Genomic DNA, 13,820 nt, shown 5'->3' with positions numbered 1-13,820 from the left:
TCACACGCACTCTATCGGCACCACCTGGCGTTACTTCAGAAATCTCTCGAAAATGTACGAGGTTGTTTCAATCTGGGACAAGTTGCCTTCTTATCGACGTGGATCGAATAATCTACCGCTCACGCGTCCTCATGTTGTAATCTGGCAGCCACATTCGCAATTTTTGCCCGCTCAAGGAGATGCCTTTGTTCTTTCGCAGCGCCCTGCTCTCAACCGTCGGCCTGTCGCTCTCCGCGTTTCTGCTGCTCGCACAAGCTCCCACAGAACCTCAGCACGTCTTCGGCTACCGTGATTTTTCCGCTCAGGCGAAGATCGATCAGCAGTTCCTCGCTGTTCCCAGCGCGAAGCTTGCAGGCGAAGAACTCAAGACGCTCACCGCAGCACCGCATATTGCGGCCTCAAAAGAGGACTACGACACGGCTGTCTATGTTGCGGGCAAATTCAAGGCTGCGGGCCTTGAGACCAGCATCGTTCCCTACAAGGCATGGCTGAATCTGCCGAAGGAGATCAGCGTCACGGCGACCGATGATGCTACCGGCAAGACGCTGATGCACGGGCCGACGAGAGAACATGTGGAGGGCGATCCTTATCAGGATGACCCTCGCGTTACTCCGGGATTCAACGGCTCATCACCCTCCGGCGACGTGACGGCGGAGGTGGTCTACGCCAACTATGGGAGGCCTGAAGATTTCGACCGGTTGGCGGCTCTCCACATAGATGTCAAGGGGAAGCTGGTAATCGTTCGCTACGGGGCAAACTTCCGTGGAGTGAAGGTCTATGTAGCCCAGCAACGCGGGGCGGCGGGAGTCATCATCTACTCCGATCCTGCAGATGACGGCTACTACCGTGGCGATAAATACCCGAACGGTCCCTATCGGCCGGACACAGGAGTCCAGCGCGGATCAGTGCAATATATGTTCAAGTATCCGGGCGATGCGACGACACCCGGCATAGCGTCAACCCCGGAATTGCCCGCCTCAAAACGGATTGACCCGGCAACGGCGGCCAGTATGCCCAGGATTCCTTCCACGCCGCTCTCCTATCATGATGCCGCGCCGATTCTGGAAAATCTGGGAGGCCCGAGTGCACCCCGGGAATGGCAGGGCGCATTACCCTTCAACTACCACCTGGGAGGCACCGGCGTTAAGGTCCACATGCTGCTGAAGCAGGACTACGCGATGCGCACTATCTGGGATGTGATCGGCAAGATTCCCGGCACAGAGCTGCCTGACGAGTGGGTTGTTGCAGGCAATCACCGCGATGCATGGGTGTATGGCGCTGTCGATCCAAACAGCGGCACGGCTGCGATGCTCGAGTCCGTCCACGGGATCGGCGAGTTGCTGCACCAAGGCTGGAAGCCCAAGCGCACGGTTATTTTTGCAAGCTGGGACGCTGAGGAAGAGGGCCTGATCGGTTCCACGGAATGGGCTGAAGACCATGCGAACCAGCTAGCCCACGCGGTTGCTTACTTCAATACAGACGTAGGCGTATCCGGACCCAGCTTTGAGTCGGCAGCCGTTCCCTCGCTCAAGCAGTTTGTGCGAGACGTGACGAAGGAGGTGCCCAGCCCGAAGGGCGGCTCGGTCTATGAACAGTGGAAAGCGGAACAGGCTGCGAACGGAAGCAGGCACCACGTCAACAATGGATTCAATGAGCGCCACGGACATGCGAATGTTGATAACGACGTGGAGATTGGAGATCTAGGCAGCGGTTCCGACTATACCCCGTTCATTCAGCACCTGGGTGTGCCGTCCACGGATATCGGCTCCGATGGACCCTACGGCGTCTATCATTCCGTTTTCGACAACTACGCCTGGTTCATCAAGAACGCCGATCCGACATTCGTCTATGAGCAGCAACAGGCGCGGGTGTTCGGGCTGGAGGTGCTCCATATGGCAGACACGGATGTGCTGCCCTATGACTATGTGACCTACGGCAAGGAGATAGAAGCTTACATTGAGGCCGCGAAAAAGAAGGCAGCCGATGCCCAGTTGAGCAGTATCGACTTCAGCGAAGCAACTGCAGCAGCACAAAAGTTTACCAGCGCTGCGGAGGCCGCATATTCTCGGCAGACGGCTGAGAGCGGTAACCCCACTCACCTGAACAGCGAACTTCGCCAGGTGGAGGGCGATCTGCTGTCATCCGCAGGCCTCCCTAACCGGCCATGGTTCAAGCACACCATCTATGCACCGGGCGAGTACACAGGCTATGCAGCAGTTGTTATACCGGGGGTCAACGAAGCCATCGATGCCAAAGATGTAAGCCGCGCGCAGACGCAGATGGCGACCCTGACCGCTGCTTTGACTCGTGCTACGTCGACGCTCGAGTCAGCGGCAAAGTAGAGGGTGGCTCAGCGCCACTTTTCGATGCTGCCGAAGAAGATGCCGGCGGCAAAGAAGATAACAGCAATGATCAAGGCAGCGAGCGCGTGGGCACGCTGGTGGTAATGGAGGTTGACAGCGGCGTCGATCCACCAGGCGACGGAGCCGGCAAACCAAATTTTGTACGTTGCTGGAAGCCTGAACTTCATTTGTCTCTTGTGATGCGCACTCCCGCCGGTCGGACTTTGAATGAAGAAAGAAGTCCTGTGGGTACAAGATGATGCGATGGTTGCCAAATGCCAAAATCTTGTTACACTGGATTTGCCGCAAGTGTTTCAAAAATTGCGCAGGCGCGTAGCTCAGTTGGTTAGAGCGCTACCTTGACACGGTAGAGGTCAGCGGTTCGAATCCGCTCGTGCCTACCATATCCTTCCACACCTTAGCCGCAGGCAGACCTCGAACCAGGGAGGTTAGTTGCAGATTTTGGCTGGCGCTGAGCCTTATCCTTTTTCCCGAACATCGTGTGATCGGCCCGGCTTTGATCCCGCTGCTTTTTGCTCGTGATCGCCTTTGTATACAAATATATGGCTAGGATCGCATTGGCGTGCCGCGGCAAAAACTGTTCCGACTCTGAACGTGCGGTATTAGCCTGCTGCGGGGGTTCCGCACTCAGGCATCTATTCACTGAATGGAACTCCGAAGGCCAGTTGAGCAGTTTGGGGTGGGCGATGCTGCGCACCGATCAAATTTGGTTCCTTGCCCATTGCCTTCCAGATACGAAGCGCTATGTCATTCATATAGAAGAGTCGCATCTGCTCCCGCACTTCGCCTCTTTGTGCGTAGATACTAACTGTGGTCAAAAGCTGGCTTTGTCCAGAGTCGATCAGATACGGTCCCATGCTGACGGCTGGTGCGTTCTGTATGTTCTGCACTTCTTCCAAGCTTTGCGCGACGATCTCATAGTTCAAGCTTTTGCGGGAACTATCTCCCTCCAGGCTGAACAGCAGATCGTTTGAAGTATGACTGAATGGGTATTGTGAATTGCTCATCATCATTCCATGTATTTCCTGAAGCTATGTTTTATCCGCGTCTCTCTTTGCGAACCAATAGTATCGTCGCCAGCAGTTGGCACAGCGAACCGGACGGAGCATAAGTAGTCTCAGCAGGCGATCAAGAGGGTGTGCTTCGGCAGTTTTGAATTCGATTGAACTGCAGAGCGGACATTCTCGACGCAGCCAGAGTAGCCGGGGGACATTGCCAGGCCAATTCAGACCTGCGCTATCCATTGTTGATCTCCTTCCGGCGCGGCTGGCTCTACGCTCTCATCCTCCGTGGTGGAGTGCGCATCCAGCCAGGAGAGAAGAGCGCGGATGCTGCCGGTGGCCATGGCCATACAAGAATCGGCTGCTCCGTAGTAGAGCTGGATTGTGTCTCCATCCGGCGCGATAGTCTGGCCACAGGGGAAGACGACATCGCGAACATCTCCCGTCCGTTCATAGTCGGCCTCGGGGCCGAACATCCAGGAATCCCCTCGTTGCAGACAGATATCCGGCCTGTCGATATCAAAAAGAGCAAGTCCAAGGCGATAGATGCTGCCGGATGCTGTATGGCGGACACCGTGATAAAGCACCAGCCAGCCCTTCGCCGTTTCAATCGGTGGCGAGCAAAGGCCAATCTTATTTGCGTCCCACCATCCACCGCGTCGCGCCTGGAGGATCACCTTATGATTGCCCCAGTTGTGCAGGTCAGGTGAGTACGAGATCCACATGTGAGCGCCCATGGTCGTCACCGGCCGGTGGATCAATGCCCAGAACCCTCCGATCCTGCGCGGCAGCAATGCGGCGTCTTTGTCTTCAGGCGGCATGATGACGCCATATCGTTCAAAGCTTTTGAAGTCCCTGGTCAGTGCAAGGGAAACGCCGGGACCACCCCGGGCGAAGGAGGTGTAAGCAATGGCATATTGCTGAAGTTCTGGAACGTAGGTGATCCGTGGATCTTCAATACCCCAGATCTCCTCCGGATATTCCTGAGGATTTGGCGCCAGAGTCGGTTGCGGATCGATTCGCCACCCATCAACTCCGTTGGCCGAACGAGCAGCACAAAGATGCGACAGGCCTCGTCGGTCTTCCACACGGCAAAGCAAGAGGGTGTCTCCATCCGGCAAGCGCGTTGCTCCAGCATTGAAAACACTGTTCACCGGATACGGCCAATCTTTTCGGCTGAGGATTGGATTGCCAGGATGACGGGTGAATAAGGAATATTCCGCCTGCTCTTGCAGCTCTGGCTGGTTGGCGGCAGGAGACTTGGACTGTGTTGCCGAAAGCATAATCGGAGTCAAAGAGAAACGCTCATTTCGGTACTCATGTTTTCTGCTATGGGAATTTCTATGCTTCGCATTTCAATCAATGCCATCAGGAAGGAGAGCGTTGATTCGGCTCCCTGGTTTTCATTGACGCGATCAGGATGGAGACCATCTCTGCAGCCGCCAGTGGTCGCATCGTAGAGCGGAACCTGCAGATCGTTCTCCCCGAGAAACCAGCGGAAGGCAAACCATGCTTCGTCCAGCCAATGCTGTTCTGCAGTGAGGCGAAATGCCTGTAAACAGGCTGAAATGGTTGCACAGGCTTCGACAGGCTGTTGGTCGAAGCGTGCCTTTTCTCCGCCCTGCGTGAAGAATCCCCTGGAGCCTATCGGAACGAATAGATCATCTTCCTGATGGTGCTGGACGCTCATCAGCCAGTAGAGGGACTCGTATCCTACTTCGATCATCCTCTTGTTGTCACTTCGCCAGCCTGCAACCAGGAGCGCTTGCGATAGCCGGGCATTCGAGTAGGACAGGCTCTGCTCAAACCATCTCCATGTCGCCGAGTGACTACGTTCGTAGATCTCTAATAGCCGATTAGCTAGCAGATTGCATGCGCTCTGGATCACTCTATCCCCAGGGAACCAGTCCAGATATGCCTGCATCCCAAGGATGGAAAATGCCCATGCACGCGGGCTCGAGAATGTAAGTGTCGCTGGAACAGCTGCCTCGAAAAGCCTGCCAGCCGCACCTCTAAGACCGGGGTCGATTGAGTGGCCAATCACTGTGCCGAGTGCCCATAAGGCACGACCGTGACTGTCCTCTGAGCCGACGTCCTCCTGCCATGCGCGAGCGTAACTGAGAAAATTTCTGAACCTGCCTGTCTTCTCATGAAAAGCAAACCACAGAAAAGCCAGATAGCGGTGCGACAATGCCAGGTGCTCATGGCTTTGAGGAGTAGACTCGGCCAGTAGAGTTGTTATGACAAGAGCACGCGCGTTGTCGTCGGTCGTGTATCCCTCAAGACTATTCGGCAAAGAAAAGATGGCATGCTGCAACATGCCCGTGTCGTCGGTCATGCTCACCAGGTGAGCCGTGTTAAGTGGGGGCAGCGTATCCGTTGCCTTTGGCGCGAAGATGTCCTGCAGTGCGGCCCGTGGGCGGAGCATCCGCTCGATGCGCGCTCGTTGAAAACTCGCCATATATGCCTGTGCGGTCTTCTGCCACGTCGTGCTGCGCGAGTGAAGATAAGCCCGCTTTCGCATTGCATGGCGTTCGGCATCATTGTCCAGCAGGGTGATCGCTGCATTTGCTATGGAATCAGGATCATCGAAAGGCACGAGGACACCACGTCCGCCTGCAAGAATCTCTTTGGCGTGCCAATAGGGTGTGGAGATAATAGCCTTTCCCGCACCGAGCGCAATGGCCAGCGTACCGGAGACCACCTGTGCCTCCTGGCGATACGGAGTGATATAGATGTCCGCGGCGCCGACGTGCTCGATCATTTCCTCATTGCTCACAAAACGATTGTTGAAAATTACCTGCGAGGAAACACCACACTCTGCTGCTAACGCCTGCAACTCTTCCCTGTAACGCTCCCCCTCGCGTCGTCTGATATGCGGATGGGTCGCCCCGGAAATGATGTACACAAGGTCAGGGTGCTTTGCCAGGATCGCCGGCAACGCCCGGATCACAGTTTCGATGCCTTTGTTTGGCGAAAGCAGACCAAAGGTGAGCAGCACGGACTTTCCCTGGGTTCCGAACAAATCCTTGAAATAATTGGGATCCATAAACGGCAGATCCGGCACGCCATGGGGGATGACGTCGATCTTTTCGTCGGGCACACCATATACCTCACGCAGAAGAATCGCCGCATGCTCGCTCATCACAATCAATCGATCCGACAGATGACTAATCTCGTCGAGCACCGCACGCTGATTGGAGTCCGGATCGCGCAGAACCGTGTGAAGGGTTGTCACCAGCGGCATCTTCAACTTGCGAATTAACGCCAAGACGTGGCTGCCCGCAACTCCTCCAAAAATGCCGTACTCATGCTGCATGCAGACAAGGTCGTTTCCGTTGAAGTTGAGAAACTCAGCAGCTCGCTCATAAGAGGAGCAATCCTCCTGCTCAAGCTCAATCCGCACACGGTCAGGATATTGATAGCTGGAGTCCGGATCGTTGACAGGAATTGCGAAGAGGCGCTCGCTGCCAAATTCCTTTGCCATTGCAGTGCAGAGGTCTGTTGTAAATGTCGCAATTCCGCACTGCCTGGGAAGATAATTGCCGATGAAGGCGATGCGGGTGGGCAGAGGTAATGGAGATGCCTGTATGGTTGGCGAGGTGCTTGAGTGAGCGATACTGCCCTTCTTTCACGCTCTTGATGTGAGCGGTAGCGAGAGACGTTGGACCTTAGTTGGGCCTTAGCGAGTGGGCACACTCCGGCTCAGGATATGGCGCTTTGTCGAAGGATCATCTCATCGACAAGACCAACAGAGGCATTCTGTTGGATCTGACGAGTATGAAGTGTGGCTCGGACAATCTGAAATCCAAGGTATTTTGTGATCTTTATCAGGCTCAATTCGGCAGCATTGAATCGTTCCGGCACTTTCTTTAAGGCCAGAGTGATCGCTTTCTTACGAGCCGATTCGACTGTTCGACCGAAACCCCTACGGGAATGCGCTTCCGTGAGCCACATGAAGTGCCAGTCCGCATTCCGCAACGCCAGATCAAGGGCAGCCGCAGTCGTGTCTTCGACGGACAGCCACCTCTCGCAAAATGGCTCTTGCGTAAGCGCTAATCCTCGGGGCAATGAGCAGCCCGTGCGCAGGAAGACTGCGTATGGCTTCATGCTGGCAGTTTTCTGATTACAGGTGCAGCAACTGAATTTCCATCGTGAGGTAACGCCGCGCTGGGATTACGCGTTAAAGAAAACTTCTGCTCTGCAATGGAGCTAACTGTGGTATCAGATTCCGCAAATGAACTGAAAGGAAGAATTCTGACTCTTCGAGAAAGATGGTTCTTTACATCAGATTTGTCAGGGAAGCTCATAGAGACTCCGTCGTCCTGTTGCTTACTTGAAAGGTGCTCGTCTGGAGCGAAGCAGGGACAGCCGAAGGCGAGAAAGGTGATCCAACTACTATCGATCATACGCCTGAAATATCTGCTGTGCCGTTAGAGTGCTTTGGCTGCAAATGAGACGGGGCCCAGCTAGACGTACCAATTGGCTGCCTCATGAACGTAATACCTTGATTGTTGAGCTGCTCGTTTAAATGAATGTTCACGGCGCCTTGCCGCCTTGTACCTGCAGGGTGCGAGGAGGGACCATCCGCTGAAGATCGCAACCATGCCGCTCGGACATGCGCGAACCGAAGAATGCCAGCGACCTCCGACACGTCCAAGGCAATACCAATTCTTACAGAGGAAGAGAGATCGGCCTCACGGATTGTATGGACGCCCCATGGATGATATGGCACAATATTCGAAGGATCGAATATTCCTATGTACAAGGGTTTACGTGATGCCTGATTCACTACGCCGTTTCAAGGCCGACATCTTCCAAGCCCTCGCCCACCCGACGCGAATCGCTATTATCGAACTGCTGGACGATGGAGAGCTCTCCGCTGGCGAGCTTATCGACAAGCTCGGGATGGAGCAGGCAAATATCTCCCAACATCTGGCCGTGCTCCGCGGCAAACAACTCGTCGCAAATCGCAAGGCCGGGAACCAGGTCTTCTATTCGGTGCGTGACCCGATCATTCTCAAAGTGCTGGCTCTTATGCGCCGCTACTTTCAAAAGCACTTAAAGGAAGCCTTGGAGATGCTTGATGAGATGGACAAAGCATCGGCAGGGACCGGGCAGTGAAGCTGCAAGAACAGTTGTTTCCAAGCCTGGCGCTTTGCCGTCAGGACAAGGCCTCCTGCTATTCCATTCAAAAGATGGCGACGAAGGAACGAGCCGATAGTTGCGAAAGACGTCCGGCGCTGATGACCATCCCTACCGATCGGGGTTCAAGCAATAGACCCCTCTGCAATTGGCGTCTTCTCCCCGCGGAATAAGATCGAGGTTTTCTTTGAATGCTCATCTTTACATTTCCGGCATAACATCCTCGGCCATAGCTGTTCCTGCTCTCCGCCTGCTCTTGATAGTTGTTGCATTCTGGATCGTTCTTGGTCTCGCTGGTTTGGTCCGACCGTGTAGCCTGCGCGTAGTTGCGCATCTGCTCTTTCCTTTGGGCGCAGCAGGCTGCCTCAGCGTCGCGCTCGTTGCGGGAGTCTTTCTTGCTGCAAACCGCATGTCCGAAGTCATGATTCTTCCGCTCGGACTGCCGAGCCTGCCGTTTCACTTGCGTCTCGATACATTGTCAGCTTTCTTTCTATTGTTGCTGGGTATAGCAGGGACAGGCATTTCCACGTTCGCCGCCGGCTACTTTCGATCAGGTGTCGGCACAGCGCCCGCCCTGCTCTGCCTTCAATATCACGTTTTTCTTGCCAGTATGGCTATTGTCATTCTCGCCGACGATGCTTACCTGTTCATGGTGGCGTGGGAGACGATGGCGCTTAGCTCGTACTTCTTGGTCACATCACAGCATCGCATTCCAGAAATTCGCCGTGCTGGTTTTCTTTATCTTCTGATGGCCCATCTGGGAGCCATCTGCATCCTTCTCTGCTTCGGCGTGATGCAGGGCGGCAGCTGGCAGTTTACCTTCGACGCCATGCGAGGAGCTTCACTTACTCCGTTCTGGGCCAGCGCTGCATTCCTGCTTGCTCTCGTAGGCTTCGGAGCCAAAGCAGGCCTGGTACCGATGCATGCGTGGCTACCGGAAGCCCATCCTGCCGCACCTTCGCCGGTCTCCGCGATGATGAGCGGGATCATGCTCAAGACCGCAGTGTACGGGATGTTGCGGATCAGTTTCGATCTCCTCCACGTCCGCTTCTGGCAATGGGGGGCGTTGATGCTCGCCATGGGCCTCTTCTCTGCGCTGTATGGAGCGATCTTTGCCGCAGTGCAGACAGACATGAAGCGCCTGCTTGCCTATTCTTCGATTGAAAATATCGGGATTATCTTTACGGGGATCGGCCTCGCACTTTTATTTGAAACATGCCACCTGCCTCTGTTTGCCGCACTTGCTCTCAGCGCGGCTTTGATTCACTCCCTCAATCATTCTCTTTTCAAGAGTCTGCTCTTTCTCGCGACCGGCTCTGTGCTGCATGCGACCAACCAGCGCAGTCTCGGCAAGCTCGGCGGGCTGATCCGGCGAATGCCCTGGGTTGCGACTCTGGCGTTGGTAGGCACGCTGGCCATTGCAGGCCTGCCGCCGCTGAATGGCTTCGTCTCTGAGTGGCTGCTGCTGCAATCGTTTTTATTTACGCCCCAACTCCCTCACGCGTTTCTCAATATGCTGGTCCCGCTCGGCGCTGCAGCCTTGGCGCTGATCGTCGCTTTGTCTGCATACGTGATGGTGAAGTTCTACGGCGTGATTTTTCTCGGTCAACCTCGGGAGGCGTCGCTCGGCCATGCCCATGACGCAAACTGGCTGGAGCGCCTGGGTCTTGGTTGGCTAGCATTCGGCTGCATAGCAATCGGAATACAGCCACAGATTGTGCTGCGGGCGGCAGGCGCTGTTACCGGAAGAGTGTTGGGCGGAGCGGCTGTCAGCTTGCGATCTTCCATCTGGACGATCGTCCCCATTGCTCCGGGGCAAGCCTCCTATAGCGGCCTCATCTTGCTTTTAGGAATTGTAGGAGTCGTCGGCATCACCTTTGTTCTTGTGCGCTTTTTAGCGCATGGACGTATGCGCCGGACAGACCCCTGGGACTGTGGTTATCCCTGGCAGACGCCTCGAATGCAGGATACGGCAGAGGGTTTGGGTCAACCGATCAGGCACATGTTCGGAGCTTTCTTCCGCATGGAGCGCGAGCTTCCCTCTCCTTCAGATGTAAATCCTCGCTATCGAATTCATATCGAGGATCGCCTGTGGCGAGCGCTCTATTTACCGATGGCGCGAGGCGTGCAGCGACTCGCAGATATGGCGGGCCTCTTACAGGGTGGACGGCTCGCCATCTACCTGCTGTACAGTTTCCTGACCCTAATTGTTCTGCTGGTGTTCGTCCTGTGAGAGGCATCACCTTTGTGTGGCAGTTCGGAGAAGTGGCGCTGGCGATTGCCATCGCGCCGCTCTTTATGGGGTGGATATCACAGTGCCGTGCGTGGATGCAGAACCGCTCCGCCCCTCCGCTGACGCAGTCTTATCGGATGCTGCGCAAGCTGTTCCACAAAGATGCGGCAGTGGCGACGGATGCGTCGCTACTTTTTCGGGGGACACCTTATGTGTTGTTCGGAACGATGGTGCTGGCGGCGGCGATTATACCTTCACTTGCTACCGACCTTCCCTTCGCGCGGGCGGCGGATGCCATTGCGCTGATTGGCCTGTTTGCAACGGCGCGCGTCTTCCTGTCGCTCGCAGCGATGGACATAGGCACCGCTTTCGGCACGATGGGGGCGCGCCGCGAGATGATGATCGGCTTCCTCGCTGAACCGGCATTGCTCATGGTGCTGTTCAATGCGTTTTTGCTTTATGGCAGCACGTCCTTACCCAATCTGGTGAATGAATACGCGGCGCGTCACACGGTAATCGATCCAAGCGTGATTTTTGCCGCCGTCGCGTTTGTGATGGTGCTGCTAGCTGAGAATGCCCGCATCCCTATCGATAATCCCGGCACGCATCTGGAACTTACGATGATCCATGAGGCGATGCTGCTTGAATACTCTGCGCGGCATCTTGCTCTGGTTGAATGGGCGTCCAGCTTAAAACTCTTCAACTATGCCTGCATCGGCTTTGCGCTTTTTTTGCCCTGGGGCATCGCAACCCATGGAGCGGACGGAGGAGTGCCACTCTTAGCGGCAGTCGCGGCTCTGGTGGCAAAACTTACGGTTGCGGGCGCAGCATTAGCACTGATCGAATCCTTGTCGGCCAAGCTGCGCATCTTTCGCGCTCCGGAATACCTGGCAATGGCCTTTCTGCTCGCCGTACTTGGATTGCTTGTCCACCTTCTTCTGGGAGCGAACATCAATGCTTAAATCCCAGCTGATCGCTCAATCGCTAAAATTGCTCGCCGCCTGCCTGCTGCTGATTTCCTTCGCAATGCTTTCTCGGCGAAGAACCCAACGCCTGGTTATTCTCTTCGCGTGGCAGGGTGCAATCCTCTTTCTATCGACGTGCTTAGTAGCCTATGACGCAGGCCTTACGGAGCTCTGGTATTCCGCAGCACTCACTCTGGTGCTGAAAGTCATCGCGCTTCCCTGGATCCTGCATCGGCTCATTCAGCGGCTCGGCGCACAATGGGATACGGAGCCGATCGTCAATATTCCAATCACGATGCTGGCAGGGCTGGCACTGGTAATCTTCGCCTTCGGACTGGCGCAACCCATCAGCATGCTGGCCACTACGATTACGCGCAACACTCTTGGCATTGCGCTTGCCGTCATCCTGCTCTCCTTTCTGATGATGATCACCCGTCGCAAGGCTGTGACGCAGGTGATCGGATTTCTAGCGATGGAGAATGGCCTTTTCTTTGCTGCCACGAGTGCCACCTATGGCATGCCGATGGTGATCGAGCTTGGTATCGCGCTCGACCTGTTGGTCGGAGTCTTCATCCTCGGAATCTTCTTCTTCCAAATCCGCGAACAGTTCGACAGCCTCGATCTGCATCATCTCGAAGCGCTCAGGGAGGATTGACGTGGAATTGTTGCTGGTTCTTGGACTACCGTTAGCGGGAACACTTTTGCTGGCATTGCTGGGGGCGCGCCACTTCGCAGGTGAACTCAATATAGGCGTCAGTTTCGCTACGCTCGCTGCCGCCACTTTGCTGGTGGTGCGCGTGATCAGACATGGTCCGCTGCTGGTATGGCACGATCAGTTCCTCGTTGATTCCTTCAACGTTTTCCTGGTTGCCCTGACCGTCTTTGTCGGCTTCACCACTGCGATTTTTTCTCGCCCCTACATGCGCATCGAGGAGCATCATGGACGCCTCAACCCTCGGCGCCTTCGCCTTTACCACAGCATGTATCAGCTCTTCATGGCGGCTATGTTGCTGGCCCTCTTGACGAATAACATGGGCCTGCTCTGGGTGGCGATGGAGGCAGCGACCTTGTCGACGGTATTGCTTGTCTCGCTCTATCGCACCAAGGCAAGCCTCGAAGCGGCCTGGAAGTATTTCATTCTCTGCGGAGTTGGTATCGCACTGGCATTGTTCGGCACGATCCTGCTGTATTTTGCCGCGGAGCAGACACTGGGACGGGAAGGCATGACAGCATTGCTGTGGACGCATCTCGACGCAGTGAAGGAACACCTTGAACCGAGAGTGCTTGGGTTGGCGTTTGTCTTCCTCCTGGTTGGATATGGCACCAAAGTTGGTCTGGTCCCGCTGCACAACTGGCTACCTGACGCTCACGCCGAAGGTCCGACACCTGTTTCTGCCGTTCTCTCCGGTCTGCTGTTGAACGTAGCGCTCTATGCAGTAGTCCGGTGCAAGATCCTGGCCGAAGGGTCAATCGGATCTGCTCTCCCAGGTCGCATGCTGATGGGGTTCGGCCTGCTGTCTGCTGTGCTCGGCGCCTTCTTCCTCTGGCGGCAGCGCGATATCAAGCGACTCTTTGGCTACTCGTCTATTGAGCATATGGGAATCATCACCTTCGCTTTCGGGTTGGGTGGGCCGGTGGCCAACTTTGCGGCACTGCTACACATGACGGTTCACTCGCTGACAAAATCCTCCATCTTCTTCACTGCCGGCCATGCGTCGCAGGCCGCGGGCACGCAGCGTATCGATGATATCCGGGGACTGGCCGGCATCAGTCCAACCATCGGTTGGGGCTTAATGCTCGGATCGATTGCGATCCTCGGGATGCCTCCATTCGGAGTCTTCACAAGCGAATTCCTGATCCTGACTACTGCGATGCGCGACCATCCCTGGTCGACTCCGATTCTGCTTATCGCGCTGGGGGTGGCTTTTGCAGGCATCTTCAGCAAAGTCCAGCCAATGGTTTTCGGCGAAAGCGATGCGCCGCCTCTGCCGCATTCCCCTGCGATGGTGCCCGTCTTCCTCCATCTTGCCATGGTGTTGACCCTGGGACTCTATATGCCACCTGCGCTTGCGGAATGGTATCGCGCCGCTGCACGGCTGATTGGGGGATAACG

General features: G+C 55.7%; 11 protein-coding genes and 1 tRNA gene. 7 read left to right on the top strand and 5 right to left on the bottom strand.

Going from position 1 to position 13,820, the window contains the following annotated elements:
• The first annotated feature begins 179 nt into the window (after positions 1 to 179).
• Complete coding sequence (locus C7378_RS16945; protein WP_131999342.1) at positions 180 to 2,342, top strand: M28 family metallopeptidase; 2,163 nt, start codon at positions 180 to 182, stop codon at positions 2,340 to 2,342.
• Between the two features lie 8 nt (positions 2,343 to 2,350).
• Here the strand turns inward: C7378_RS16945 and C7378_RS16940 are convergent, their stop codons facing one another.
• Positions 2,351 to 2,530, bottom strand: a complete 180-nt coding sequence (locus tag C7378_RS16940; RefSeq protein ID WP_131999340.1) for a hypothetical protein — start codon at positions 2,528 to 2,530, stop codon at positions 2,351 to 2,353.
• Positions 2,531 to 2,669: 139 nt separating this feature from the next.
• On the opposite strand from C7378_RS16940, the gene C7378_RS16935 reads away from it, so the two are divergent.
• Positions 2,670 to 2,746, top strand: a tRNA-Val gene (locus tag C7378_RS16935).
• Between the two features lie 252 nt (positions 2,747 to 2,998).
• On the opposite strand, the gene C7378_RS16930 is transcribed toward C7378_RS16935, so the two are convergent.
• The 4 genes from C7378_RS16930 to C7378_RS16915 form a co-directional block, all read right to left on the bottom strand.
• On the bottom strand, positions 2,999 to 3,376 hold the full coding sequence (locus C7378_RS16930) for a hypothetical protein (RefSeq protein WP_243648332.1): 378 nt from the start codon (positions 3,374 to 3,376) through the stop codon (positions 2,999 to 3,001).
• A 212-nt stretch (positions 3,377 to 3,588) separates the two neighbouring features.
• On the bottom strand, positions 3,589 to 4,464 hold the full coding sequence (locus tag C7378_RS16925) for a glycoside hydrolase family 130 protein (RefSeq protein ID WP_243648331.1): 876 nt from the start codon (positions 4,462 to 4,464) through the stop codon (positions 3,589 to 3,591).
• Positions 4,465 to 4,655: 191 nt separating this feature from the next.
• Positions 4,656 to 6,851: a glycosyltransferase family 4 protein gene (locus C7378_RS16920; protein WP_243648330.1), complete on the bottom strand. Its 2,196-nt coding sequence runs from the start codon at positions 6,849 to 6,851 to the stop codon at positions 4,656 to 4,658.
• A 218-nt stretch (positions 6,852 to 7,069) separates the two neighbouring features.
• On the bottom strand, positions 7,070 to 7,474 hold the full coding sequence (locus tag C7378_RS16915; RefSeq protein ID WP_131999334.1) for a hypothetical protein: 405 nt from the start codon (positions 7,472 to 7,474) through the stop codon (positions 7,070 to 7,072).
• Between the two features lie 618 nt (positions 7,475 to 8,092).
• On the opposite strand from C7378_RS16915, the gene C7378_RS16910 reads away from it, so the two are divergent.
• The 5 genes from C7378_RS16910 (at position 8,093) to C7378_RS16890 (ending at position 13,818) form a co-directional block, all read left to right on the top strand.
• Positions 8,093 to 8,488, top strand: a complete 396-nt coding sequence (locus C7378_RS16910; protein ID WP_243648329.1) for an ArsR/SmtB family transcription factor — start codon at positions 8,093 to 8,095, stop codon at positions 8,486 to 8,488.
• A gap of 169 nt (positions 8,489 to 8,657) precedes the next feature.
• Complete coding sequence (gene hyfB / locus C7378_RS16905; RefSeq protein WP_341539163.1) at positions 8,658 to 10,742, top strand: hydrogenase 4 subunit B; 2,085 nt, start codon at positions 8,658 to 8,660, stop codon at positions 10,740 to 10,742.
• Positions 10,739 to 11,704 carry a respiratory chain complex I subunit 1 family protein gene (locus C7378_RS16900; protein ID WP_207901468.1) on the top strand — a complete coding sequence of 322 codons (966 nt, stop codon included), beginning with the start codon at positions 10,739 to 10,741 and terminating at the stop codon, positions 11,702 to 11,704. Before hyfB ends, C7378_RS16900 begins: the two co-directional genes overlap by 4 nt.
• Positions 11,697 to 12,362 (top strand): formate hydrogenlyase, encoded by a 666-nt coding sequence (locus C7378_RS16895; RefSeq protein WP_131999332.1) that lies wholly within the window; start codon positions 11,697 to 11,699, stop codon positions 12,360 to 12,362. Before C7378_RS16900 ends, C7378_RS16895 begins: the two co-directional genes overlap by 8 nt.
• 1 nt (position 12,363) lies before the next feature.
• A complete protein-coding gene (locus C7378_RS16890) occupies positions 12,364 to 13,818 on the top strand; it encodes a hydrogenase 4 subunit F (RefSeq protein WP_131999330.1) in 1,455 nt (484 codons plus the stop codon).
• Positions 13,819 to 13,820: the final 2 nt, after the last annotated feature.

The sequence above is a fragment of the Acidipila rosea genome (assembly GCF_004339725.1).
Lineage (GTDB): Bacteria > Acidobacteriota > Terriglobia > Terriglobales > Acidobacteriaceae > Acidipila > Acidipila rosea.
The sequence above is the reverse complement of the archived record's forward strand: the minus strand, read 5'-3'. Positions and strand labels throughout refer to the sequence as shown.

Bases quoted from the DNA above. Each gene is read 5' to 3' on its own strand.
- C7378_RS16930 (WP_243648332.1), bottom strand. From the start codon at position 3,376: ATGATGATGAGCAATTCACAATACCCATTCAGTCATACTTCAAACGAT.
- C7378_RS16910 (WP_243648329.1), top strand. From the start codon at position 8,093: ATGGCACAATATTCGAAGGATCGAATATTCCTATGTACAAGGGTTTAC.
- C7378_RS16920 (WP_243648330.1), bottom strand. From the start codon at position 6,851: ATGGCAAAGGAATTTGGCAGCGAGCGCCTCTTCGCAATTCCTGTCAAC.
- C7378_RS16895 (WP_131999332.1), top strand. From the start codon at position 11,697: ATGCTTAAATCCCAGCTGATCGCTCAATCGCTAAAATTGCTCGCCGCC.
- C7378_RS16940 (WP_131999340.1), bottom strand. From the start codon at position 2,530: ATGAAGTTCAGGCTTCCAGCAACGTACAAAATTTGGTTTGCCGGCTCC.
- C7378_RS16915 (WP_131999334.1), bottom strand. From the start codon at position 7,474: ATGAAGCCATACGCAGTCTTCCTGCGCACGGGCTGCTCATTGCCCCGA.
- C7378_RS16945 (WP_131999342.1), top strand. From the start codon at position 180: ATGCCTTTGTTCTTTCGCAGCGCCCTGCTCTCAACCGTCGGCCTGTCG.